Genomic DNA, 22,894 nt, shown 5'->3' with positions numbered 1-22,894 from the left:
CTCAGCCGGCCAGCAGCGCCTGCACCTTGCCGCAATAACGCTTGGAGACCGGGTTCATGCGGGTGGCGCCATGGCCGGCATTGTAACGCAGGATCGTGCTGCAGACCTGGCCCCCGCCCAGCTGGTGCGCCGTCGCCAGATATTGCATGCCCCAGCGAATATTGGTCTCGGGATCGTAGAGCGCCTTGGTGGTGCCGCGATAGCCCATCATCCGCGCCGTTGCCGGCTTGATCTGCATCAGCCCGACCTCGCCTGCGCTGCCGCGGGCCTTCGGATTGAACTTGCTTTCGACCGAAACCACGGCATGCGCCAGATTGGTGGGAACGCCGTAACGCTTGGCATATTTGACGATCAGATCGGAATAATCGTTCCTGAGCGAGGAAGGCAGGCTCTTTTCGGGGATGGGATAACCGGGCTTGCGGAAGAAGGTCTCCAGCGTCACGGTTTTGGTCTTGACGTCCTCGTCTTTGGCAAAAGCAATCCCCGCCTGCGAAGCGAGCATAACAACGCCCGCCACGACAGCAACAACAACCCTGTTCATATGTAGAAAAATTCTCCAGATCGGATGACCGGAACAATGAAGCGACACAAATAGTCTGCGCCCGGAAAGTCGATCGCGACCTTCCGCTGTCCAGTCTCCTTGATTGATATTGACGGTAAGTTCCCCTGAAGAACGACACCGCATGCAGTGACGTTCTTAAACTTCCTCAATGCGGATTAACTGTGGCACAAGAAAAAAAGCGACTTGAACACGCTGGAAAAGCGGGAATGCTTTTCCAGAATCGGCGGTTAAGCGCCCGAAAATCTCGGCAGGCTGGCGATCAGCCGGTGCAGCGTGTCAATGGTGGAGAAATCCGCGATGCCATCCACCAGAGCGGGGCGGAAATGCCGCTGGAAAGCAGCCACGGCGCCTTCGGTTTTTTCGCAATAAGCGCCTGTTATTTCAACGCCATAACCATAAATGGACAGCATCGACTGCAGCGCTTCGACCGGCTGGCCATGGTCCCCGCGCTGAAAAAAGCGCCCGCCACGGATCGGCGCAGGCTCCACCCAATGGCCGACACCTTGCTGCGACAGGATGTCCCACGGGAATTTTTCACCCGGATCGACCTTGCGGATCGGGGCGACATCCGAATGCGCTAACACCCTTTCAGGGGCGATATTCCAGCGCTGGCCGCAATCGCGACACAATTCGATGACGGCTTCGATCTGCTTTTTCGGAAATTCCGGCAGGCCGCCTGGATGGCCCTGATTGGCAATTTCGACACCAATAGAGCGGGAATTGATGTCTTCGTCCCCCGCCCAGGTACTTTTGCCCGCATGCCAGGCACGGCGGGTTTCCGACACGAGCTGGATGACGCGCCCGTCCTCGAAGACGAAATAATGGCTGGAGACCTGGCTTTCGGGATTGCAGAGCCATGACAGCGCACCATCGGCCGTCGTCATGCCGGTATAGTGCAGAAGAATGATGTCAGGACCGGCTACACCCAGCCTTTCGCCATGATTAGGCGAAGGCGCAACGGCTGCGCCCCCGAAATCCGGGGTAAAATCCGGCAGACATTCACTCATGCGACGCGGCGTTCTTTCTCAATGGCCGCATAAGCGGCGTTGAGAGCCGCCATACGCTCATTCGCGGCCGCATGCAATTCCATGGGAACGCCGCGGGCGATGAGCTTGTCGGGATGGTGTTCGGCAACCAGCGTTCGGTACCGCTTGCGGATATCCAGAAAATCGTCCGAAGGTGAAACACCGAGTACGCGGTAAGGGTCGCGCCCGTCCATGTGGACGTGCCGCGCCATGATCGTTTCGAAATGATCTTCGGTGATACGGAAGATTTCCGCGATCCGGCCGAGGAAGGCCAGTTCCCGCTCGTGGATCAGCCCGTCGGCCTTGGCGATGTGGAACAGGCCGTCGATGACACTTTCCAGCATCTCGCAATTGGCGTGCCCGGAACCGCAAAGACCCGCCAGCCGCTCCGCATAGGCTTCGTAACCTGCAACGTCCTGACGCGCGAGGTTATAAAGACGAGCGACGTTCTTGGCTTCTTCTTCCGGGAAATCGAAAATCTGCCGGAAAGCGCGAACCTCGGCATCGTTGACGACCCCGTCGGCCTTCGCCATCTTGGCGGAAAGTGCAATGATGGCCACGGAAAAGGAAACCTTGCGGCGGGTTTCCGGATCACCTTCGAAAAGGGTGCGGATGGCTTCCACCACGCGCCCGAGTGCACCGCCTGCCGCGTCGCCGATTGCGCCGAGCAGCCGTTCCCACAGGGATGAAATTTGCAGACACGCGAAATCGAACATCATGCGACAAGCATGACGGGATATTGCCGCGAATGCAATATGTCCAGCGGTCCGGCGGCATTAACTTTTATTCATCTTTGCGACAGTTTTGCTTCAGGAACAAGAGCGCGGCAGACGATGGGACCACGGTTTTCCACAGACGGCAGATAGCCGGCCACCGGCTATGCCGATTGAAACGATTATATTCCACCACTTTGCTCAAGCCGCTGAAAAACCGCGAGAAATCCGCGTTTTTCTTCATAAATTCACTTTACACCTACACGCGGCTGTCGCATCCATTTGCCAGACATGTCTTTGGGTATATGTGAAAAGGAGAGCCATGATGGCCAAACAGAAAGTCGCAATGCTGACCGCGGGTGGCCTTGCGCCCTGTCTCTCTTCGGCCGTGGGCGGCCTGATCGAGCGTTACAGCGACATTGCGCCCGAGATCGACATCATCGCTTACCGCTCGGGTTATCAGGGCGTGCTTCTGGGTGACCGTATCGAAATCAACAAAGACATGCGGGAAAAAGCGCATCTGCTGCACCGTTACGGCGGCTCGCCGATCGGCAACAGCCGCGTCAAGCTCACCAATGCCGCCGATTGCGCCAAGCGCGGTCTGGTCAAGGAAGGCGACAATCCGCTGCGCGTCGCCGCTGACCGGCTGGCGGCCGACGGCATCACCATTCTCCACACCATCGGCGGTGACGACACCAACACGACGGCTGCGGACCTTGCCGCCTATCTCGGCGCGAACGGCTATAACCTCACCGTCGTCGGCCTGCCGAAGACGGTGGATAATGACGTGGTGCCGATCAAGCAGTCGCTCGGCGCCTGGACGGCCGCCGAAGTCGGCGCCTCCTTTTTCGACAATGTCAGCAACGAGCAGAGCGCTGCACCGAAGACCTTCGTCATCCACGAAGTCATGGGCCGCCATTGCGGCTGGCTGACGGCCGCCACCGCCCGCGCCTATATCCAGAAGACCAGCGGCAATGAATATGTCGAAGGCCTGATGATGAACACGCAGATGAAGAACATCGACGGCATCTACCTGCCGGAAATGGCCTTCGACATCGAGGCGGAAGCCGAGCGCCTGAAGGAAATCATGGACAAAAACGGCTATGTCACGCTGTTCGTGTCGGAAGGCGCCGGCCTTGATTCGATCGTTGCCGAACGCGAAGCGTCCGGAGAGGCCGTCAAGCGCGACGCCTTCGGCCACGTCAAGATCGACACGATCAATGTTGGCGGCTGGTTCCAGAAGCAGTTCGCCAGCCTCATCGGTGCTGAACGCTCCATGGTGCAGAAATCAGGCTATTTCGCCCGCTCCGCCGCCGCCAATGGGGACGATCTGCGCCTCATCCAGGGCATGGTCGATCTCGCGGTCGAAAGCGCGCTCAACAAGGTCTCCGGCGTCACCGGCCATGACGAAGACCAGAATGGCAAATTGCGGACGATCGAGTTTCCGCGTATCAAGGGCGGAAAGCATTTCGACCTCTCTGCAAAATGGTTTACCGAAGTGATGGAACACGTCGGTCAGCCGTTCACAGCGGCCTGATTTTACGATAGTCTAAAATAAGACGGCGACAGGGAGGGCAAGGAGGAAGAGAATGTCTGGACAGGCCTGGCTGATTTTTTGTGCAGCATGTGCCGTTGTGTTCGCACTCCCCTCTCCCCTTGTATTCTCTGTTGCCTCCTATGCCGCCATCGGCGGCAAAAAGACGGTCTTCGCCTCCGCTGTCGGCGGCGCGCTCGGCATCGTCACGGCCATGATGATTTCGGCCATTCCGGTGGCCGGTCTCGCCTACCTGCCGCAATCCTTCGTGGAAATCGTGCAATGGGCCGGCATCGGCTGGCTGATGCTGTTTCTGTTGTGGACCTTCGCCACGCCGGCCGCCCAAGCGGCCAATGCCGATAATGACAATCTGCCGGGCAAATCCTGGAGCGGCATTTTCCGCGATTGTTACGCCATTGCCGCTTTGCGCCCGCGCTACTTCACTTTCTTTCTGGCGCTGTTGCCACAATTCGTTTCCACGTCAGGCAACACAATTGAAACGCTCGCCATGGCGCAGGCCGCCATCCTGCTTCTGGCGCTTGTGATTCTGACCGCGCAGGCGCTGTTTGCAGGCCCGACGCTCGCGCTGGTGCGCCGCATGTCGGGCGACAAGAAAATCCGGCCGAAATACCGCACTCACTTCATTTCCGGCCGCGCTGTCAGCGCCGGATACAGGCGCATCGCAGCCTGAAAAACCGGGCCGCCACGTCCCGGCTTGCCGCTATCCTTACAATAGGTTAATGAAGGCTCGACGGGACACTGCCTGCTTCGCTCGACGCGGGGGTATCGAAAGACAGGCATAACGAAGGCGGCAACATGCGAAATTCGGGCAAATTCCGCGGAAGAAGTGCACTTCTTCTGTCTTCCACCGTGGGTCTGGCACTGGCATTGAGCGCATGCACAAGCGTCGAATATACCGCGAAGGAAGGGCCTAACGGCCCGAAGATCGCGACGGTCAATCCCGCTACCACTCCTGCGCAAACATCGACGCAGCCGGCAACGGCCGAAGCCGCAGCGGGCGCAACCTCGGCAGCATCAGCGGTGCAGACCGCCGAAACCGCAACCTCTTCCCAGCCAGCAGCACTTCCCACTGCCGTCGCCGTCAAGGGCGGACGCGTGGCCCTGCCGCCGGCGTCCGAAATCGCAGCCGCCGCAGCCATCACCGCCCAGATGCAGCCGCACCAGACGGAAGTGGCTCAGGCCGCAGGGGCGACATCCGCACCCACCGCCGTTGCAGCACTCGCGCCGACAGGTGCCGCTCCCGCGGCAGCAGCCATCGAAACGGCGGCCAAGCCGGCTGCCCACAATGCCGCCGCCGATCTGCCGCAGGTGGTTGCCATCAAGGGCAGCTTCCCTCCCGCACCGCCGCCGCCCGGCTCGCCCTCCATCGGCACCGAACTGACGGCGGAACGCAAAGTCATTCCGCTACCGAAGCCGGACAGCACGGTTCTGGCTTATGCCGCCGGCCCCACCAATGCCGCACTTGCCGCCATCCGGCAGAACGAATCAATGACGGCGCCGCTCAATTCCGCGCCGGCTGGACGCGAAAAGCTGAGCGGCCTTATTACCAAATACGCCACCATGTATGATGTGCCGGAAGATCTGGTTCACCGCGTGGTGCAGCGCGAGAGCCGATACAATCCCGGCGCCTATAGCAGCGGCAATTTCGGCCTGATGCAGATTCGGCACGCCACGGCCCGCTCCATGGGCTTCGATGGCCCCGCCTCCGGCCTCTTCGATGCCGAAACCAATCTCAAATACGCCGTCAAATATCTGCGCGGCGCATGGGTTGTGGCTGGTAACGACCGCGACAATGCCGTCCGGCTTTACGCACGCGGTTATTATTACGATGCCAAGCGCAAGGGCATGCTGCACGTTCTGCGCAAGTGATGGCCTCTGGCGGCGCTGGGAGCGCCGTGCAGCTAAGCGGCTTTTCCAAATAAACGCCGCGACGTTTTTTCGTCATCCTCGGGACCAGCCCGAGGATGACGCCGTATCCAATGGAAGCTTATCGGCAATCCGAGATAAGGGCTGGTTTTCCACCGTCTCCTTTATTCCCCGCCTTTGCCCACAGCCCCTGTCATCAAATTGTAGTGTCACGGCTGTAGACGCCTCTCAATCGACTGAGAGGTGAACATATGACAAGTGCGGCACCCAAGACCGGCTTCAGCAAGAACACAAAACTGAAGTCCGCATTGCTCCAGCACAAGGCGCTCTCAAAAAGCGGATTGTCCGAGCGCTTCTTCGGCGTCCTCTTTTCCGGCCTCGTCTATCCGCAGATCTGGGAAGACCCTGAGATCGACATGGAAGCGATGGAGCTTGGCGAAGGCCACCGCATCGTCACCATCGGCTCAGGCGGCTGCAACATGCTGGCCTATCTCTCCCGCAACCCTGCCAGCATCGATGTGGTTGATCTCAACCCGCATCACATCGCGCTGAACAAGCTGAAGCTTGCCGCGTTTCGCCATCTGCCGGCCCATCAGGATGTGGTGCGCCATTTCGGCCGCGCCAACACCCGCAGCAACAGCCACGGTTATGACCGCTTCATCGCCGAGCATCTCGACGCCACGACCAAGGCTTACTGGTCGAAGCGCACCCTTTCCGGCCGCCGCCGCATCTCGGTGTTCGACAGGAACATCTACCGTACCGGCCTGCTCGGCCGCTTCATCGGCGCCGGCCATCTCATGGCCCGGCTGCATGGCGTGAAACTCACCGAAATGGCCAAGACCCGGACGCTGGACGAACAGCGCCAGTTTTTCGACAACAAGGTCGCACCGCTATTCGACAAGCCGGTAGTGCGCTGGCTGACGAAGCGCAAAAGCTCGCTTTTCGGCCTCGGCATTCCGCCCCGACAATATGACGAGCTGGCAAGCCTTTCCGACGACGGCACGGTTGCCTCCGTGCTGAAGGAGCGGCTCGAAAAGCTCGCCTGCAACTTCCCGCTCAGCGACAATTATTTCGCCTGGCAGGCCTTCGCGCGCCGTTACCCGGAGCCGCATGAAGGCGCACTGCCTGCCTATCTCAAGCCGGAATATTACGAGACGATCCGCAACAACACGGCGCGCGTCGCAGTGCACCACGCCACCTATACCGAGCTTCTCTCGCGCAAGCCGGCAAGCGCCGTCGACCGCTACATCCTCCTCGACGCGCAGGACTGGATGACGGACGTGCAGCTCAACGAATTGTGGTCGCAGATCAGCCGCACCGCCGCCTCGGGCGCACGCATCATCTTTCGCACCGCCGCCGAAAAGAGCGTCATCGAAGGTCGGCTTTCCCCTGATATCCGCAACCAGTGGGTCTATCTCGAAGAGCGCTCCAACGAGCTCAACGCCATGGACCGCTCGGCCATCTACGGCGGCTTCCATATTTACGAGAGGGCTATGGCATGAAAACCATCGGCGAGAATGTGGGCCTTGCAGACAGCGCGCATGCGAGCCTGATGGACCGCATGTATCGCCACCAGCGGCATATCTACGATATAACCCGCAAATATTACCTTCTCGGCCGCGACAGGACCATTTCCGGCCTCAACGTGCCGAAGGGCGGCACGTTGCTGGAAGTGGGCTGCGGCACCGGTCGCAACCTGCTGCTGGCCAGCCGCAAGTTTCCGGACGCGAAACTGTTTGGCCTCGACATTTCCGCCGAAATGCTACTGACCGCCTCCGAGAATTTCGCCGGCAAGGCGGAACGCCCCATTCTGCGCGTGGCCGATGCCACCGCCTTCCGTGCTTCTGAATTCGGCCAGTCCGAAGGCTTCGACCGCGTCATGATCCCCTATGCGCTGTCGATGATACCGGACTGGGAAAAGGCGATCGAACAGGCGCTCACGGCGGTAAAACCAGGCGGTTCGCTGCATATTGTCGATTTCGGCCAGCAGGAACAGTTGCCGAATTGGTTCCGCACGCTTCTGCAAGCCTGGCTCACCCGCTTTCACGTTACGCCCCGCGCCAATCTCCGCTATGTTCTGGCCAATATGGCCGGCCGTTTTGACGGTAACCTCGAATTCGAGGAAATCGCCCGGGGCTATGCGTGGCGGGCTGTCATCACACTTCCGGTCGTTGAAGCGCAGCAGCCGAAAATCCACCGCATATTGGCCGACGCCTGATTCCCGGGGGCGGTGCGAATCTTTGGGGGCCAAAGGGGGGGCGACCTCAAGGCTCCTGCCGGGCCAGATTTCGGCGTTAAAACCGCAAACCGCTTCGAATCCAGCGACTTGCGGGGTGCAAAAAGCACGTTGCCCCTTGCCATATCAGTTTGTTTACCATGTTATGCATAAATCGGGAGATACGGCGCGCCATTTTGCTGCCGTGGGATGGGCAACATTTTCATCAGGATTCCAATGCGGCTGCGTTTATCGGCACTATTGTCGGCTTTGCTGTTGATCGGCGGCTGCACCTCCACCAGCTATGACCTGCTGGAAACCGCATCCGTTTCCAAACCGAAATTTTCCGATACCGATCCGCAGGATTTCGGCATGAACAACCCGCACCGTCATGAGGTGCACGGCATCGACGTGTCCAAATGGAATGGTGATGTCGACTGGCAGACCGTCCGCAAGTCAGGTGTTTCCTTCGTCTTCATCAAGGCGACAGAGGGATCGGACCGCATCGATCCGAAGTTCGGCGACCATTGGCGTAGCGCGGCAGCCGCGGATATTCTGCACGCGCCCTATCATTTCTATTATTTCTGCTCGACAGCGGATGCCCAGGCGGACTGGTTCATTCGCAACGTGCCAAAGGATGCCGTCACCCTGCCGCCGGTTCTCGACGTGGAGTGGAACCCCTCCTCGCCCACCTGCAAGACGCGCCCGGCGCCGGGCGTCGTTCGCACCGAGATGCAGCGTTTCCTTGATCGTATCGAGGCCCATTATGGCAAGCGCCCGATCATCTATACCTCTGTTGATTTCCACCGCGACAACCTCGTCGGTCAGTTCAAGGATTACCATTTCTGGGTGCGTTCCGTTGCCGCCCATCCGGCCAAGATCTACGAAGATCGCAAATGGGCCTTCTGGCAATATACGGCAACCGGCGTCGTGCCCGGCGTAAACGGTCCAACCGACATCAATGTCTTTGCCGGCACGGAGAAAAACTGGCGGAAATGGATTGCTTCGGCCAAATAAGACGGCCAAGAAGCAACACTTTCGAAAAATCGGCGTTGTTCTGCAACGTCAGATCGCACGGTCCGTTTTTTTGTCGCAAACATATGGGTAAAGCGGGCTAACAACCTATCGAGGAAATTCCCATGCCCACGTTCCGGTCGCGCAGCATCGTTTTTGCCGCCGCTTTGTCGCTTCTTTCCACCGCCTCCGCCTTCGCCACCCCGCCCGTTGCCTCGCCTGAGGATCCCAAGCAGGTTGCCTGCGGCGGCGATCTCGGCGCATTCCTTGAAGGCGTGAAAGCCGATGCGCTCGCCAAGGGCATTCCGGCCGATGCTATTCAGAAGGCGCTTGCGGGCGCGCAGATCGATCCGAAAGTGCTCTCGCGTGACCGCGCCCAGGGCGTCTTCCGCCAGACCTTCCTGGAATTCTCCCAGCGCACCGTCAGCCAGGCCCGTCTGGATATCGGCCGCAAGAAGCTGCAGGAACTCTCCTCCACCTTCGCCCGCGCCGAAGGTGAATATGGTGTACCGGCCGGCGTCATCGCCGCCTTCTGGGCCATGGAGACGGATTTTGGCGCCGTGCAGGGCGATTTCAACACCCGTAACGCGCTGGTGACCCTTTCGCATGATTGCCGCCGCCCGGAACTCTTCCGCCCGCAGCTACTGGCATTGATCGAAATGGTCCAGCATGGCGATCTCGATCCCGCTGCCAACACCGGTGCGTGGGCCGGTGAAATCGGCCAGGTGCAGATGCTGCCCAAGGACATCATCGCCTTCGGCGTCGATGGTGATGGCGACGGTCACATCAACGTCAAGAGCAGCGCCCCGGATGCGATCCTGACGGCTGCGAAATTCATCCAGCATCTCGGTTTCAAGAAGGGCGAACCCTGGATCCAGGAAGTGTCGCTGCCGGAAAACCTGCCCTGGGAAAAGTCCGGCCTTGGCGGCCCGCTGACCGCCGGTGACTGGTTCGCGCTGGGCGTAACCCCGCGCGACGGCAACAAGAACTTCGCCACCCTGCCCGCGGCCCTCATCATGCCGCAGGGGCGCAAGGGACCGACCTTCATCACCTATCCGAACTTCAACATCTATCTGGAATGGAACCAGTCGTTCATCTACACGACCTCGGCCGCGTATTTCGCCACCCGCCTGATGGGCTCCCCCGTTTACAACAAGGGCAATCCGGAGCCCGGTTTCGATGACGCGACGATGAAGGAGCTTCAGACCAAGCTCGAAGCGCGCGGACACAATGTCGGCAAGGTGGATGGCATTCTCGGTTCCGGCACCCGCGTCGCCATCCAGAAGGAGCAGCAGCGTCTCGGACTGCCCGCCGATGGCTGGCCGTCTACCGCACTTCTGCAGGCGCTTTAAGCAATCTTAACGGCGCCTTCCGGCCTTTAATCTATCGGCCGGAATCAAGGCATAAAGTGTTAATCTCGACCTGATGACTGGGGATAACACCCCGGTCATTTACTTTTTTTAAACATATGAAGCACTGCGTGATAAGAAAATAATCTTTTATTTTCAATTAATTACAGAAAATCCTTTTTTATATCGCCTGGCGACGTGCTGCACTGCATCACAAAAACCGCTTTTCAACCGCCACAAAACGGTCATATTATCGAACCTGTCAACAAGAGGAGGCACCCATGGGACTTACAAAATCTCTCAATGCCTTGGCAGTCGGTTTGGCGTTTTTGTTCGTAGCGATGATGCTTTTCATCTGACGCGACGTGAAGACCAAACGCAGATAAGAACCGTAGATGACACGAGTTTAAAAAGCGCAGGCCCCGAGGGACCTGCGCTTTTTTCATGTCGGTACTCTGCTGCTTTAAGTCAGGCGGCGCTGCGGCGCAGACGCTCCAGCCCAAGATTTTCAAGCACAGCGTCGACCAGCGGCGCGCGGTTCATGGTGTAGAGGTGGAACTCATTGACACCGCGACGCTGAAGATCGGCGATCTGTTCGGCGGCAACCTCCGCAGCCACGCGGGCACGACCCTCCAGATCGTCGTCATAGCCTTCAAAACGCTCATCCAGGAAACCGGGAACGCTGGTGCCGCAACGGCCGGCGAAACGCTTGAGCTGGGTGAGGTTCTGGATCGGCATGATGCCCGGAACCACCGGTATGGTGATCCCCGCCGCCGTCACCCGCTCCATATAGCGCTCGAACACGTCGTTATCGAAGAAGAACTGCGTCAGCGCACGCGTCGCGCCATTATCCGCCTTGCGCTTCAGCATATCGATATCAACGGCATCGCTCGCGCTCTCGGGATGTTTTTCCGGATAGGCCGAAACGGAAATCTCGAAATCGCCGATCTCGCGCAGTCCCTTCACCAGAGCCGCCGCGTTCTCGTAACCTTCCGGATGCGGCTGGTAAGCCGTGCCGATGCCGGTGGAGGGATCGCCACGCAGCGCCACGAAATGGCGAACGCCGGCGTTACGGAACTCTTCTATGACCTGATGCACGTCCTCACGGCTGGCATCCACGCAGGTCAGATGTGCTGCGGTCGACAGATGGCTGTCACCGATCATGCGGCGCACCGCATCCAGTGTCGGCGCTTTTGTGGATCCACCGGCGCCATAGGTGACGGACACGAAATCCGGATCCCACTTCTTCAGCTCGGCAACCGTTTCCCAGAGCTGGGTTTCCATCTCGGCATTCTTGGGCGGGAAAAATTCGAAAGACAACCGGATATCGCCATCACGGCGTGCGGTTTCCGACCTCAACATATCATGCCCTCCCGGCAGCAAGTAAAACGGCCTCTTGCACCACATCGTCTGCCATCAGCAGCCGCTGGTCTCGGGCAACCCAGATCGTCACGTCCAGAGCTTCGTCAGACGCTTTTTCAGAATGAAGATCGACGGCGCGGTCCGGAGCAAGTCCGGCCTTTTTCAGCCATTCTTCCATCAGCGGATGCGAGAAACCGAGCCGCACATGCGCATGTTCATCGCGCAGATATTCGAAGGAATGCGGCGCAAGGTCGATGACGATCAGCCGCCCACCGGGACGCAGCATGCGCGCGGCTTCCGAAAGCGCGATTTCCGGCTGGTCGAGGAAATGCAGGACCTGATGGATAACAATCAGATCGAAATCCTGTCCTTCCAGCGGCAGATTGAGAATATCGCCATGACGGACCGAGGCATTGACCACGCCCGCCTTGTCGAGATTGGCACGCGCCACCGACAGCATGTCACGGCTGGCATCGACGCCGATCGCGCGGCGATAGATGCCGCTCAGAAGCTGCAGGATACGGCCGGTACCGGTGCCCAGATCGAGAAGCGAATCGACAGGCGTGGTGCCCACCAGCTTCAGGAGCGCGCCTTCCACGGCCTCGTCACTGACATGCAGGCGACGCAGTTCGTCCCAGGCGGAAGCATTGCGGCTGAAATAATCCTGCGCCCGCTCCGCCCGCACCCGCTTGACAGTGGCAAGCCGTTCACTGTCACGCTGGAGAACGGCATCCGACGGCGACGCGGCGCCAAGCAGCTGCCGAACGACACCCGCAGGTTCGCCATCCTGCCGCAAACGGAAATAGGCCCATGCGCCTTCCTGATAACGCTCGATAAGCCCCTCTTCCGTCAAAAGCTTGAGGTGACGGGAGATACGCGGCTGCGACTGGCCGAGGATTTCGGTAAGATCGGTAACCGTCAGATCGCCTGCCGCCAGAAGCGCAAGCAAGCGAAAGCGTGTCGTCTCACCCGCCGCTTTCAACAGATCCACCAATTTGTCCAGACCGAACGTCACTCTGCCGTGCCTCGCAAGCTAATCAAGATATAAAGATATCTTTATGTCGATGTGGCGTTCGATGCAAGCGTAAAGTGTCGTGCGAGACGATCATGTCCACTTATTACACGGAAAAAGGCCCGCTTTACGGCGGGCCTTTCTTGAAGAGATGATGAAAGGATCAGCGTGTCAGGCGCTTGTAGCTCACGCGGCCGGGCTTGATGCTTTCCGGGCCGAGGCGGCGGACCTTGTCCTTTTCGTAGTCTTCGAAGTTGCCTTCGAACCATTCCACATGGCTGTCACCCTCGAAAGCGAGGATGTGGGTGGCCAGGCGGTCGAGGAACATGCGGTCGTGGCTGATGATAACGGCGCAGCCGGCGAAGGCTTCCAGCGCTTCTTCAAGCGCTGCCAGCGTTTCCGTATCAAGGTCGTTGGTCGGTTCGTCGAGCAGCAGCACGTTGCCGCCGGCCTTCAGCATCTTGGCGAGGTGCACGCGGTTACGCTGACCACCCGAGAGGTTGCCGACCTTCTGCTGCTGATCGCCGCCCTTGAAGTTGAAGGCGCCGCAATAGGCGCGCGAGTTCACTTCGAACTTGCCGAGCTTGATGATGTCGTTGCCGCCGGAGATTTCCTCCCAGACGGTCTTGTCACCCGCCAGCGTATCGCGGCTCTGGTCGACATAACCGAGCTGAACCGTCTCGCCGACAGTTACCGAACCGCTATCCGGCTGTTCCTGACCGGTGATCATCTTGAACAGCGTGGACTTACCCGCACCGTTCGGACCGATAACGCCGACGATGCCGCCGGGCGGCAGCTTGAAGGAAAGGTTTTCGATCAGCACGCGGTCGCCATAGGACTTGGTGAGGTTCTCGGCCTCGATGACAACGCGGCCAAGACGCTCGGCAACCGGAATAACGATCTGCGCGTCGCCGGGACGGCGGTTTTCAGCTGCTTCCACCAGTTCGTCATAGGCCTTGATACGGGCCTTGGATTTCGTCTGGCGTGCCTTGGGGCTGGAGGCGATCCACTCGCTTTCGCGGCTGATTGCCTTCTGGCGCGATGCATCTTCGCGGGCTTCCTGCTGCATGCGCTTGGCTTTCGCCTGCAGGTAAGCGGAGTAGTTGCCTTCATAGGGAATGCCGCGGCCGCGGTCGAGCTCGAGAATCCAGCCCGTGACGTTGTCGAGGAAGTAGCGGTCGTGGGTGATCATCATCACGGCGCCGGGATAGTCGCGCAGGTGCTTTTCAAGCCACGCAATGGTTTCCGCATCAAGGTGGTTGGTCGGTTCGTCGAGCAGCAGCAGGTCCGGCTGCGACAGCAGCAGGCGGCACAGCGCCACGCGGCGGCGTTCACCACCGGAAAGGCCTGTTACGGCTGAGTCACCGGGCGGGCAACGCAGGGCGTCCATGGCCATTTCGACCTGGTTTTCGAGGTCCCACAGGTTCTGGCTGTCGATGATGTCCTGGAGCTTCGCGCCCTCATCCGCCGTTTCGTCGGAATAGTTCATCATCAATTCGTTGTAGCGGTCGACGATTGCCGTCTTGCTCGCCACGCCTTCCATGACGTTTTCCATCACGGTCTTGTTTTCGTCGAGCTTCGGCTCCTGCTCGAGATAACCAAGCGTCGCGCCTTCGGCCAGCCATGCCTCGCCGGTATATTCCTTGTCGAGACCGGCCATGATCTTCAAAACAGTCGACTTACCGGCGCCGTTCGGGCCGAGGATACCGATCTTGGCGTCGGGGTAGAAGGAGAGATGAACGTTCTCCAGAACCTTCTTCGCGCCATAGGCCTTGTTCAGCCCGGCCATGTGATAGATGAATTGACGTGCCATTGTAGCGAATGCTCCACATCGGATTTTTAAGAGTACGTATCGGGAAATTTGCCGCTATGTAGGGTAATTAGGGCCTTGGGGCAACCTCTGGCACGATTATGACCCCATGATTATGACAAGGGATGTTATGGCAGGACAGGCGCGATCATGAATGAAACGACCGACGACTTGGCCTTCAGCCGTATTGAGAGACTGGAAGCCCCCTCCGGCGCATCCATCGCCTTTCGCCACCAGCCCTCCGCCCTTTCCCCGGCGCGCGGCGTGCTGATGATCTGCCACGGGCTGGTTGACCATGCAGGCCGCTATCGCCGGTTCGCGGATGTGATGTCGAAGCAGGGTTTCGAAGTCTATGCCCACGACCATCGCGGCCATGGCCGCACGAGAGCGGCAGATGCGCCTCTCGGCCGTTTTGGCTGGAAGGACGGCGCGGAAAAGGTCGTTGCCGATGTCATGGCGATGCGCCGGATGGTTGGCGAAAGGCACCCCGGCCTGCCGGTGATCCTGTTCGGCCATTCCATGGGTGGCCTCGTGGCGCTTAACACCGCCGTCAGCCATCCGGATGCCTTCGACGGCCTGTCGATCTGGAATTCCAATCTCAATCCCGGCCTCATGGGCCGTGTCGCGCAGGTGCTGCTGCGGCTGGAAAAAATGCTGAAAGGCTCGGATGTGCCGAGCGCCATTCTGCCGAAGGCAACCTTCCGCGCATGGAATGCCCGAATGCCGGAAAGGCGCACCCATGCCGACTGGCTGAGCCACGACAGGGCGGCGGTGGACGCCTATGTGGAGGACCCGCTCTGCCAGTTCGAGGCCAGTGTTTCCCTGTGGCAGGATGTTTTCCAAATGTCCTTTCGCGCACCGAAACTCATCGGGCGCCTGCCAAAAGCCTTGCCGCTTCTGCTTGTCAGCGGCGATCAGGACGCCGCCACCAATGACGGCCAAGAGATCGTCTGGCTGGCGGAGCGTTTCCGGGAGGCCGGTTTCAGCCATGTCGAGCACACGATCTACAAGGGCATGCGGCACGAGACCTTGAACGAGATCGGCTGGCAGGCCGTGGCGGCGGATTTCGCCGCCTGGTGCGGGCGCGTCGTCGGCGATTGAGGCGGCCTTTGCCGAAACGGAATAAGTCCATGAGATAAAATCACATGCGACGCGGCAAGCAGCGGTCTATAAACCGGCAGACACAAATACCGGGGGACAGATGACCGACATGCCGAACAGGAAACCGCCGCTATCAGGCATTCGCGTCATCGAGCTGGCGCGTGTTCTGGCCGGTCCCTGGGCAGGGCAGATGCTGGCCGATATGGGCGCTGATGTCATCAAGGTGGAAAACCCCGAGGGCGGTGACGATACCCGCGCATGGGGCCCGCCCTTCGTCGAAGATGCCGATGGAGAAAACCTCTCCGCCGCCTACTATCACGCCACCAATCGCGGCAAACGCTCCATCGTTGCCGATCTGAAGACGCCCGAGGGTTGTGAGCTGGTGCGCCGGCTGGTGCGCACCGCCGATGTCGTCATCGAGAATTTCAAGCGCGGCGGGCTTGCCAAATATGGCCTCGATTACGAGAGCCTGCGGGCGCTCAATCCGAAGCTGATCTATTGCTCCATCACCGGCTTCGGCCAGACCGGGCCTTATGCCGATCTCGCCGGATACGACTATATCGTGCAGGGCATGTCCGGCTTCATGTCGATCACGGGCGAAGCCGACGGACAGCCGATGAAGGCGGGTGTTGCGGTTGCCGATATCTTTACCGGCATCTATTCCGTGTCAGCCATTCAGGCAGCCCTGATCCACGCCATTCGATCAGGCGAAGGCCAGCACATCGACATGGCGCTTCTCGACGTGCAATCGGCCGTGCTGGCCAACCAGAACATGAATTACCTGATTTCCGGCAAGCCTCCCGTCCGACTCGGCAACGCCCACCCGAATATTTCCCCCTATGAGGTGGTGCCGACGGCCGATGGCTTCCTCATCCTCGCGGTCGGCAATGACGGCCAGTTCCGCCGCCTCTGCAATATTCTCGGCATCGGTGCGATTGCCGATGACGAACGTTACGCGACGAACAAGGCCCGCGTGGCCCATAAAGCAGAAGTCCGGCAGATCGTGTCCACGGAAACCTTGAAATGGCAGAAGCGCGATCTTCTGACCGCCTGCGAAAAGAACGCCGTCCCGGCCGGGCCGATCAACTCCATCGAGGAAATGTTCGCCGATCCACAGGTTCAGGCACGTGGTCTTCGCATTGATCTGGAGGCCGAAGACGGCACCGTCATCCCCGGTGTCCGCACACCGATTATCATGTCGCAAACGCCGCTGCGCTATGAACGCCCGAGCCCGAAGCTCGGCGAACATCAGGCGCAGGTGCTGGCCGAACTGGAAAACATCGAAAGGACCACGACGCCATGACTGCAGCCGGAATGAAAAGAACAGGCGGGCAATTGATCGTCGAAGCGCTGAAAGCCAATGGCGTCTCCCGCGTTTCCTGCGTTCCGGGCGAAAGCTATCTCGCCGTGCTGGATGCGCTTTATGAAAGCGGCATCGAAACCGTGGTCTGCCGCCAGGAAGGCGGCGCCGCCATGATGGCCGACACCTGGGGCCGGCTGACCGGCGAACCCGGCATCTGCATGGTGACCCGCGGTCCGGGCGCAACCAACGCCTCGGCCGGCCTGCATATCGCAAGGCAGGATTCCATTCCGATGATCCTCTTCATCGGCCAGGTGCAGCGCGAAGCGCGTGAGCGCGAGGCCTTTCAGGAAGTGGAATATCGCCGCGCCTTCACCGAATTCGCCAAATGGGTGGGCGAGATCGACGACGCCCGCCGCATTCCCGAATTCGTCACCCGCGCCTTTGCCGTCGCAACCTCCGGCCGCCCCGGCCCGGTGGTGCTGACGCTGCCCGAAGACATGCTGGTGGAAGAGGTCGAAGCGCCCCAGGCGAAGCCCTACACACCCGTCGAGGCACATCCCGGCCCGTCGCAGATGGCCGCCTTCACAAAAATGCTTGATGAGGCAAAGCGCCCGGTCTTCATCATCGGCGGCACGCGCTGGTCCGAGGAAAGCGTCGCAGGCTTCAAGGCTTTTGCGGAAAAGCACAAACTTCCCGTCGGCTGCTCCTTCCGCCGCCAGATGCTGTTCGATCATCTGAGCTCCTCCTATGCGGGCGATGTCGGCATCGGCATCAACCCGGCGCTGGCGAAGGAGATCAAGGAATCCGACCTCGTGGTTCTGCTCGGCGGCCGCCTCTCCGAAATGCCGTCTTCCGGCTATACGCTGCTCGACATCCCCTACCCGTCGCAGAAACTCGTCCATATCTATCCGGAAGCGGAAGAACTTGGCCGCGTTTATCGACCGGATCTGGCAATCTGCGCCGCGCCGGATGATTTCGTTAGCGCCCTCTCCTCGCTCACGCTTTCTGCAAATGCCGCATGGGCGGACCGCACCGCCGCCATGCATGCGGCCTATCTGAATTGGTCCACGCCACCACAGACCGGCCCCGGCGCGGTGCAGATGGGTCCGATCATGGACTGGATCGAGGCCAATGTGCCCGAGGATGCGATCTTTACCAATGGCGCGGGCAACTATGCGACCTGGGTGCATCGCTTCCATCGTTTCCGTCGCTACAACACGCAATCGGCGCCAACATCAGGCTCGATGGGTTACGGCCTGCCGGCGGCGGTTGCCGCGAAGCACCTTTTCCCGGAGCGTGAGGTGATCTGCTTTGCAGGTGACGGCTGTTTCATGATGCACGGACAGGAGTTCATCACCGCCGTGCGTTACGGGCTGCCGATCATCACCGTGCTGGTCAATAACGGCACCTATGGCACCATCCGCATGCATCAGGAGCGGGAATATCCCGGCCGTGTCAGCGGCACCGATCTCGTCAATCCGGATTTCAACGCCTTTGCCAAGGCCTATGGCGGCCACGGCGAAACGGTGGAAAAGACCGAAGACTTCGCCGCCGCCTTCGAACGGGCCCGTGCAAGCGGCAAGCCGGCCATCATCGAAGTAAAGCTGGATGCGGAAGCGATCACGCCGACACGTACCCTGACGCAGATCAGGACCCGCACCTGACATTGCCCTCCGATATTGGTGATGGACACGGCTCCGGCATGGTGTAAATCCTGACTGAGACTCACAGCTTAGGATACGACATGCCGGACGCAGCCCCTCCCGTCATCACTCCACGCGGCGCGAAGATCGAACCCTCGGCCGGCGCGCCTTTCGAGGCGGTGCGCGTAGCCCGCGACGTGCTGCACACATCCCGCACGGCAGCGCTCGCCACTCTCGATCCCGTCAGCGGTTATCCCTATACGACCGCAACCAATATCGGCATCGAGCCGGATGGCACGCCGTTCTTCTTCGCGGCCGGGCTGACGCTGCACGCCCGCAACATGGAGGCCGACCCGCGCATCTCGCTGACACTCGCCCCCTTCGGCAAGGGCGATGCGTTGACGCTGCCAAGGCTGACACTGGTGGGCAAGGCGGAACAAATCGGCCCGGATGAAGTTCCACTCGCCATCGGGCGCTACATTGCCCGTTATCCCAAGGCCAAGCTCTATCTCTCCCTGCCCGATACGCGGCTTTACCGGCTGCGGACAGAGGGCGTGCAGATCAATGGCGGCCCGGCCCGCAACGCCAGCAACATCACGCCAGCCGATCTGCGCACCGATCTATCAGGTGCGGAAGAGTTGATGGCGGCGGCGGAAAGCGAAGCGACCCGCCTCAACGCCATCAAGGGCGAAGCATCCCGGCTTGCCGTTCTGGCCGGCGCAAAATCAGGCCGCTGGACGATCACCTCCATCGACCCGGATGGAATCGATCTCGCCTCGGCCAGCGATCTGGCGCGGCTGTGGTTTGCTGAGCGGGTGACGACGTTGAAGCAATTTGAGAAGGCGCTTGCTTAGCCGGTGAGGTGACAGGCGCAAGCGATTCAAAAACCATGAAATTGCTTCTACTTGGCATTTTGTGGCCATGTCGCCCCGTCACCCCGGACTGGATCCGGGTCCAGCGCGATCAAGTCTTTGATCGCAGAAGACTCTTTTTACGGCGCAGGCGCGGCGTGGCTGGATGCCGGGTCAAGCCCGGCATGACGGGGAGAGTTTTTTGACCCCATCCCATCAAAAAAGGCCGGGCTGCAATCCGCAACCCGGCCTTTTCTCAGAAATCAAACCGTTGCTCAGAGAGCAGCGGTCACGATGAATTCAACCTTGTAGTCCGGCGTCGCAAGCGCTGCTTCGCTGGTGGCGCGGGCCGGCGGGTTTGCCGGGTCGATCCAGCCTTCCCAGACGGCGTTCATTTCGCCGAAGGTGGACATGTCGGAGAGGTAGATGATGGTCTGCAGGATCTTCGACTTGTCGGAACCGGCAGCGGCCAGCAGGCGATCGACTTCAGCGAGAGCCGACTTGCTCTGCTCGGTCACACCAGTGCCTTCGCCAACCTGGCCGGCCAGGTAAACGGTGTTGCCGTGAACGACGGCGCCGCTCATGCGCTTGCCCGGCTCGATACGCTTGATGGTCATGGAAAACTCCTGTTGATTGGCATTAAAAATCTAGATGCGCGGAAAATCAGCCGCGCAGGTGATGGGTCTTTTCGTAGATCGCCGTCGAGCGCGCGCCGGAGCGGCAATAACCAAGCATCGGGCGCTGCAATTCGTCCAGCGCATCCACCATGCCCGTAACGGCATCGGCGTCGACGCCGTAACGTCCAACAGGCACATGCATGATGGTGAGGCCAAGCTGCTCGGCACGCTCGGCAATATCGGCAAAAAGCGGCTGGCCCTCTTCTTCGCCGTCGGGGCGGTGGCAGACGATCGACTTGAAGCCGAGCGCCTTGATCTCGTCCAGATCAGCAACGCTGATCTGTCCCGTTACCGAATATTCGTCGTCTATGCGCCTGATATCCATGTCATACCTCCGCTGAAACCGGCGTCCGCGCCGCTGGCTGTCATCCTTAAATCCGCATCCGATGTAAGCGGTCAAACCCCATGCGTCAATGATGCGTGGCCTTCATTCGGTACAGCTCAGAGGATGGAAAAGCGCAGGCCGAAGGAACGGCTTTCGCCCGGCTGAAGAATATTGAACTCGCCCGCCGCCTCAAGCTGGCTACGCCCCACCCAGCGATGCGAAACCGGCTCGATGCCGAGCACATTGGCGGGCTCCTGCTGGTTACGCCACATCTGCAGATAGGGCAGCGTGTCCGTGCGAAAACGCACGGTCAGCGTCTTCCCGCTGATGGCCGCAATCGGCCCAAGCTTCAATTCCGCCCATTCATCTTTTCCAGCAGAGACACAGAAAACATTGCCCGGCTCCTCGCCAAAACGCCAGCCATGGCCGCCGCCCTCCAGCATCGCGCCTTCGAGCCGCACGGCATCGTCAAACAGGCGGGCGCCGACATTCATGTGATACATCAGGAACACCGGGATCGGCCGCTCGGACGTATTGACGATCCTGTCATCAAGGCTGACTTCACCGCTTTCGCCATCGATGCTCCATGTCCGTTCCAGCAGCGCTGTGCCACCATCGGCAAGCTTCACGGGAACCTCGACACGCGCCAGCGCATTGGACTCCTGAACATCAAAGACGATGATCGTCGCGGGATGCGAGGAGAAGGAGCCATGCAGCGGATATCGACGCCCCTCACCGTCGCCGTCGATCGGTTCGGGATGGCGGATATGGTCGGGACCGCAGGTGAACAGAAAGCCTTCCAGCGAATGGTCGATACGCGCATCGCCATCATCGGGAATGGCGCGGCCGGGCGCGATATCAATGCCATCGACGACGCAGGCGCCGATATCGAAAACGGAGGTTTCATCGAGGAAAATGCGTGGCGACCTGCCAGCCTGAAACGAACGCAAGATAACCTCCCTGTGGCACTAAAAACGCATGGTTCACGGAAACGCTACTAACCGTGACGGAAATTAAGATTGCATTAACCGCGAATTCACCTTTTTCACAATAGGGTCAAGATTGCGGTGTGTTTATCGGTGAACAAGCAAGGGATAGCAGAATCGTGAAACAGTTTCTTAACGCAGCTCTGGGTCTGACGGTCGCGCTGGTGGCGGTTTTCGCCCCGCTGCAGGCTGGTGCGCAGCAGCGTTATGGCGACCAACAGCAGACAATGCTGGTCACTCCGGACGGTCGTGTGCTCGACTTCATGCCGGAGCGCGGTGATATCGTCATCAGCCGTGATGCGATGGGTCGCACGGTGTTTTACGACCAGTACGGCAATCTCCTGGCCACCGAAATGCCCTCCGGTTATCAGCAGCGTCAGCAGGCACGCCAGCGCGACACCACCTATTATCCGCCCGCCCCCGGCGGCCAGTATCGCGAGCCGCAGCGCGACTATGGCTATCAGGACAATGGCAGCGTGCGCGATTACCGCGAATATCGCGGCGACGGCTCCGACGACAATTTCTATACCGGTTCCGTTCCCGCGCCCGGCGCGGTTGAAAGCGGCCCACTCGGTCAGCCGATGCCCGGCGAGAGCACCACGGCCGCCGTTCCGCAGCCGGATCACCTGATTGAGCGGCATACGCCGGTGACCACACCGGTCAACCGCTCGCGTCAGGAAATCGTCGCGCTGCAGACCTTCCTTGATCGCGAGGGCATCTCGCCCGGCGTCATCGACGGCAAGATGGGCGACAACGTCAACAAGGCGATTGCCGCCTGGCAGGACATGACCGGCGAAAAGCTCGATCCGAACAACTCCGATGATATTCTGGAGCGGCTTCGCGCCTCCGGCGGCATGCCGATCGTGGATTATACGATTACCGCCGCCGACGCCGCCGGTCCCTATGTCGCCTCCATTCCGGACGACTATGCCGCAAAATCACAATTGCCGGCCCTCTCCTTCACCTCCACGTCCGAGGCGCTGGCCGAACGCTTCCACATGGATGAGAACTACCTGAAGGAACTGAACCCCGGCATCGATTTCTCCGTGCCCGGCACCATCATCAAGGTGGTCAATCCGGGTGAGACGAAGAAGGGGCAGGTCGCCCGTATCGTTGCACACAAGGGCATCAAACAGGTCTTCGCTTATGGTCAGGACGGCAATCTGATCGCCGCCTATCCCGCCACCATCGGCTCCACGGATACGCCGTCGCCGAGCGGCACGCATACGGTGGAGCGCATCGCGCTCAATCCGGGCTACACCTATAATCCGAAGATCAACTTCAAGCAGGGCCAGAACGACAAGATCCTGCAGATCCCGCCGGGTCCGAACGGCCCGGTCGGCACGGTCTGGATTGCCCTGTCGAAGCCGACCTACGGCATTCACGGCACGCCGGAACCGTCCAAGATCGGCAAGACCAACAGCCACGGCTGTATCCGCCTGACCAACTGGGATGCGACCGAACTGGCGAAAATGGTCCGTCCCGGCGTGGTGGTCGAATTCGCGGAATAGATTGACTGGAACAA

General features: G+C 60.0%; 21 protein-coding genes. 12 read left to right on the top strand and 9 right to left on the bottom strand.

What is annotated here, in order from left to right:
• Nucleotide 1 precedes the first annotated feature (1 nt).
• From V6R85_RS09475 to V6R85_RS09465, 3 genes are all read right to left on the bottom strand, one after another.
• The gene (locus V6R85_RS09475) at nucleotides 2-541 is read right to left on the bottom strand and encodes a lytic transglycosylase domain-containing protein (protein WP_003522187.1); all 540 of its coding nucleotides are present in this window, start codon (nucleotides 539-541) and stop codon (nucleotides 2-4) included.
• A gap of 248 nt (nucleotides 542-789) precedes the next feature.
• Nucleotides 790-1,569, bottom strand: coding sequence for an N-acetylmuramoyl-L-alanine amidase (locus tag V6R85_RS09470; RefSeq protein ID WP_035263585.1), 780 nt, complete (start codon nucleotides 1,567-1,569; stop codon nucleotides 790-792).
• Complete coding sequence (locus tag V6R85_RS09465; protein WP_004430712.1) at nucleotides 1,566-2,306, bottom strand: J domain-containing protein; 741 nt, start codon at nucleotides 2,304-2,306, stop codon at nucleotides 1,566-1,568. The genes V6R85_RS09470 and V6R85_RS09465 overlap by 4 nt, the downstream gene beginning before the upstream one ends.
• Nucleotides 2,307-2,625: 319 nt before the next feature.
• Here V6R85_RS09465 and V6R85_RS09460 point away from each other — a divergent pair, with 319 nt between their 5' ends.
• The 7 genes from V6R85_RS09460 to V6R85_RS09430 all read left to right on the top strand — a co-directional run bounded on the left by V6R85_RS09460 (nucleotide 2,626) and on the right by V6R85_RS09430 (nucleotide 10,302).
• Nucleotides 2,626-3,837, top strand: a complete 1,212-nt coding sequence (locus tag V6R85_RS09460; protein ID WP_004430709.1) for a pyrophosphate--fructose-6-phosphate 1-phosphotransferase — start codon at nucleotides 2,626-2,628, stop codon at nucleotides 3,835-3,837.
• A 52-nt stretch (nucleotides 3,838-3,889) separates the two neighbouring features.
• On the top strand, nucleotides 3,890-4,525 hold the full coding sequence (locus V6R85_RS09455) for a LysE family translocator (protein WP_111834730.1): 636 nt from the start codon (nucleotides 3,890-3,892) through the stop codon (nucleotides 4,523-4,525).
• A gap of 125 nt (nucleotides 4,526-4,650) precedes the next feature.
• A complete protein-coding gene (locus V6R85_RS09450; protein ID WP_020009278.1) occupies nucleotides 4,651-5,724 on the top strand; it encodes a lytic transglycosylase domain-containing protein in 1,074 nt (357 codons plus the stop codon).
• 248 nt (nucleotides 5,725-5,972) lie between these two features.
• Nucleotides 5,973-7,223 carry a DUF3419 family protein gene (locus V6R85_RS09445; protein ID WP_060727415.1) on the top strand — a complete coding sequence of 417 codons (1,251 nt, stop codon included), beginning with the start codon at nucleotides 5,973-5,975 and terminating at the stop codon, nucleotides 7,221-7,223.
• Nucleotides 7,220-7,939 carry a class I SAM-dependent methyltransferase gene (locus tag V6R85_RS09440; RefSeq protein ID WP_004430702.1) on the top strand — a complete coding sequence of 240 codons (720 nt, stop codon included), beginning with the start codon at nucleotides 7,220-7,222 and terminating at the stop codon, nucleotides 7,937-7,939. Before V6R85_RS09445 ends, V6R85_RS09440 begins: the two co-directional genes overlap by 4 nt.
• A gap of 234 nt (nucleotides 7,940-8,173) precedes the next feature.
• Complete coding sequence (locus V6R85_RS09435; protein WP_060725255.1) at nucleotides 8,174-8,953, top strand: glycoside hydrolase family 25 protein; 780 nt, start codon at nucleotides 8,174-8,176, stop codon at nucleotides 8,951-8,953.
• 122 nt (nucleotides 8,954-9,075) lie between these two features.
• Complete coding sequence (locus V6R85_RS09430) at nucleotides 9,076-10,302, top strand: lytic murein transglycosylase (protein WP_004430698.1); 1,227 nt, start codon at nucleotides 9,076-9,078, stop codon at nucleotides 10,300-10,302.
• Nucleotides 10,303-10,767: 465 nt separating this feature from the next.
• On the opposite strand, the gene metF is transcribed toward V6R85_RS09430, so the two are convergent.
• The 3 genes from metF to ettA form a co-directional block, all read right to left on the bottom strand.
• Nucleotides 10,768-11,661: a methylenetetrahydrofolate reductase [NAD(P)H] gene (gene metF / locus V6R85_RS09425; RefSeq protein WP_004430696.1), complete on the bottom strand. Its 894-nt coding sequence runs from the start codon at nucleotides 11,659-11,661 to the stop codon at nucleotides 10,768-10,770.
• A 1-nt stretch (nucleotide 11,662) separates the two neighbouring features.
• The gene (locus V6R85_RS09420) at nucleotides 11,663-12,676 is read right to left on the bottom strand and encodes an ArsR/SmtB family transcription factor (protein WP_004430694.1); all 1,014 of its coding nucleotides are present in this window, start codon (nucleotides 12,674-12,676) and stop codon (nucleotides 11,663-11,665) included.
• A gap of 160 nt (nucleotides 12,677-12,836) precedes the next feature.
• Nucleotides 12,837-14,486 carry an energy-dependent translational throttle protein EttA gene (ettA, locus tag V6R85_RS09415; protein ID WP_004430692.1) on the bottom strand — a complete coding sequence of 550 codons (1,650 nt, stop codon included), beginning with the start codon at nucleotides 14,484-14,486 and terminating at the stop codon, nucleotides 12,837-12,839.
• A gap of 147 nt (nucleotides 14,487-14,633) precedes the next feature.
• On the opposite strand from ettA, the gene V6R85_RS09410 reads away from it, so the two are divergent.
• The 4 genes from V6R85_RS09410 to V6R85_RS09395 all read left to right on the top strand — a co-directional run bounded on the left by V6R85_RS09410 (nucleotide 14,634) and on the right by V6R85_RS09395 (nucleotide 19,384).
• A complete protein-coding gene (locus V6R85_RS09410) occupies nucleotides 14,634-15,584 on the top strand; it encodes an alpha/beta fold hydrolase (RefSeq protein ID WP_162692596.1) in 951 nt (316 codons plus the stop codon).
• A 100-nt stretch (nucleotides 15,585-15,684) separates the two neighbouring features.
• On the top strand, nucleotides 15,685-16,887 hold the full coding sequence (locus tag V6R85_RS09405) for a CaiB/BaiF CoA transferase family protein (RefSeq protein ID WP_111834728.1): 1,203 nt from the start codon (nucleotides 15,685-15,687) through the stop codon (nucleotides 16,885-16,887).
• The gene (locus V6R85_RS09400; protein WP_162695563.1) at nucleotides 16,884-18,551 is read left to right on the top strand and encodes a thiamine pyrophosphate-dependent enzyme; all 1,668 of its coding nucleotides are present in this window, start codon (nucleotides 16,884-16,886) and stop codon (nucleotides 18,549-18,551) included. The genes V6R85_RS09405 and V6R85_RS09400 overlap by 4 nt, the downstream gene beginning before the upstream one ends.
• A gap of 80 nt (nucleotides 18,552-18,631) precedes the next feature.
• Entirely contained in the window at nucleotides 18,632-19,384 is a 753-nt protein-coding gene (locus tag V6R85_RS09395) for a HugZ family pyridoxamine 5'-phosphate oxidase (RefSeq protein WP_004430685.1), read from the top strand.
• Nucleotides 19,385-19,656: 272 nt separating this feature from the next.
• On the opposite strand, the gene V6R85_RS09390 is transcribed toward V6R85_RS09395, so the two are convergent.
• The 3 genes from V6R85_RS09390 to V6R85_RS09380 form a co-directional block, all read right to left on the bottom strand.
• Nucleotides 19,657-19,998, bottom strand: a complete 342-nt coding sequence (locus tag V6R85_RS09390; RefSeq protein WP_006310481.1) for a RidA family protein — start codon at nucleotides 19,996-19,998, stop codon at nucleotides 19,657-19,659.
• Between the two features lie 46 nt (nucleotides 19,999-20,044).
• Nucleotides 20,045-20,383, bottom strand: a complete 339-nt coding sequence (locus V6R85_RS09385; protein WP_004430682.1) for a TIGR01244 family sulfur transferase — start codon at nucleotides 20,381-20,383, stop codon at nucleotides 20,045-20,047.
• Between the two features lie 116 nt (nucleotides 20,384-20,499).
• Nucleotides 20,500-21,333 (bottom strand): aldose 1-epimerase family protein, encoded by an 834-nt coding sequence (locus tag V6R85_RS09380; protein WP_111797218.1) that lies wholly within the window; start codon nucleotides 21,331-21,333, stop codon nucleotides 20,500-20,502.
• Between the two features lie 155 nt (nucleotides 21,334-21,488).
• Here V6R85_RS09380 and V6R85_RS09375 point away from each other — a divergent pair, with 155 nt between their 5' ends.
• Nucleotides 21,489-22,880 (top strand): L,D-transpeptidase family protein, encoded by a 1,392-nt coding sequence (locus tag V6R85_RS09375; RefSeq protein ID WP_004430680.1) that lies wholly within the window; start codon nucleotides 21,489-21,491, stop codon nucleotides 22,878-22,880.
• Nucleotides 22,881-22,894 lie beyond the last annotated feature (14 nt).

Source organism: Agrobacterium sp. CCNWLW32 (assembly GCF_037083425.1).
GTDB lineage: Bacteria > Pseudomonadota > Alphaproteobacteria > Rhizobiales > Rhizobiaceae > Agrobacterium > Agrobacterium radiobacter.
Note: the sequence above shows the minus strand (reverse complement) of the source record. Positions and strands in the feature narration are given on the sequence as shown.

Bases quoted from the DNA above. Each gene is read 5' to 3' on its own strand.
- V6R85_RS09440 (WP_004430702.1), top strand. From the start codon at position 7,220: ATGAAAACCATCGGCGAGAATGTGGGCCTTGCAGACAGCGCGCATGCG.
- V6R85_RS09450 (WP_020009278.1), top strand. From the start codon at position 4,651: ATGCGAAATTCGGGCAAATTCCGCGGAAGAAGTGCACTTCTTCTGTCT.
- V6R85_RS09410 (WP_162692596.1), top strand. From the start codon at position 14,634: ATGAATGAAACGACCGACGACTTGGCCTTCAGCCGTATTGAGAGACTG.
- metF (WP_004430696.1), bottom strand. From the start codon at position 11,661: ATGTTGAGGTCGGAAACCGCACGCCGTGATGGCGATATCCGGTTGTCT.
- V6R85_RS09400 (WP_162695563.1), top strand. From the start codon at position 16,884: ATGACTGCAGCCGGAATGAAAAGAACAGGCGGGCAATTGATCGTCGAA.
- V6R85_RS09395 (WP_004430685.1), top strand. From the start codon at position 18,632: ATGCCGGACGCAGCCCCTCCCGTCATCACTCCACGCGGCGCGAAGATC.
- ettA (WP_004430692.1), bottom strand. From the start codon at position 14,486: ATGGCACGTCAATTCATCTATCACATGGCCGGGCTGAACAAGGCCTAT.
- V6R85_RS09445 (WP_060727415.1), top strand. From the start codon at position 5,973: ATGACAAGTGCGGCACCCAAGACCGGCTTCAGCAAGAACACAAAACTG.
- V6R85_RS09435 (WP_060725255.1), top strand. From the start codon at position 8,174: ATGCGGCTGCGTTTATCGGCACTATTGTCGGCTTTGCTGTTGATCGGC.
- V6R85_RS09430 (WP_004430698.1), top strand. From the start codon at position 9,076: ATGCCCACGTTCCGGTCGCGCAGCATCGTTTTTGCCGCCGCTTTGTCG.
- V6R85_RS09465 (WP_004430712.1), bottom strand. From the start codon at position 2,306: ATGATGTTCGATTTCGCGTGTCTGCAAATTTCATCCCTGTGGGAACGG.
- V6R85_RS09475 (WP_003522187.1), bottom strand. From the start codon at position 541: ATGAACAGGGTTGTTGTTGCTGTCGTGGCGGGCGTTGTTATGCTCGCT.
- V6R85_RS09470 (WP_035263585.1), bottom strand. From the start codon at position 1,569: ATGAGTGAATGTCTGCCGGATTTTACCCCGGATTTCGGGGGCGCAGCC.
- V6R85_RS09455 (WP_111834730.1), top strand. From the start codon at position 3,890: ATGTCTGGACAGGCCTGGCTGATTTTTTGTGCAGCATGTGCCGTTGTG.
- V6R85_RS09405 (WP_111834728.1), top strand. From the start codon at position 15,685: ATGACCGACATGCCGAACAGGAAACCGCCGCTATCAGGCATTCGCGTC.
- V6R85_RS09460 (WP_004430709.1), top strand. From the start codon at position 2,626: ATGGCCAAACAGAAAGTCGCAATGCTGACCGCGGGTGGCCTTGCGCCC.
- V6R85_RS09385 (WP_004430682.1), bottom strand. From the start codon at position 20,383: ATGGATATCAGGCGCATAGACGACGAATATTCGGTAACGGGACAGATC.
- V6R85_RS09390 (WP_006310481.1), bottom strand. From the start codon at position 19,998: ATGACCATCAAGCGTATCGAGCCGGGCAAGCGCATGAGCGGCGCCGTC.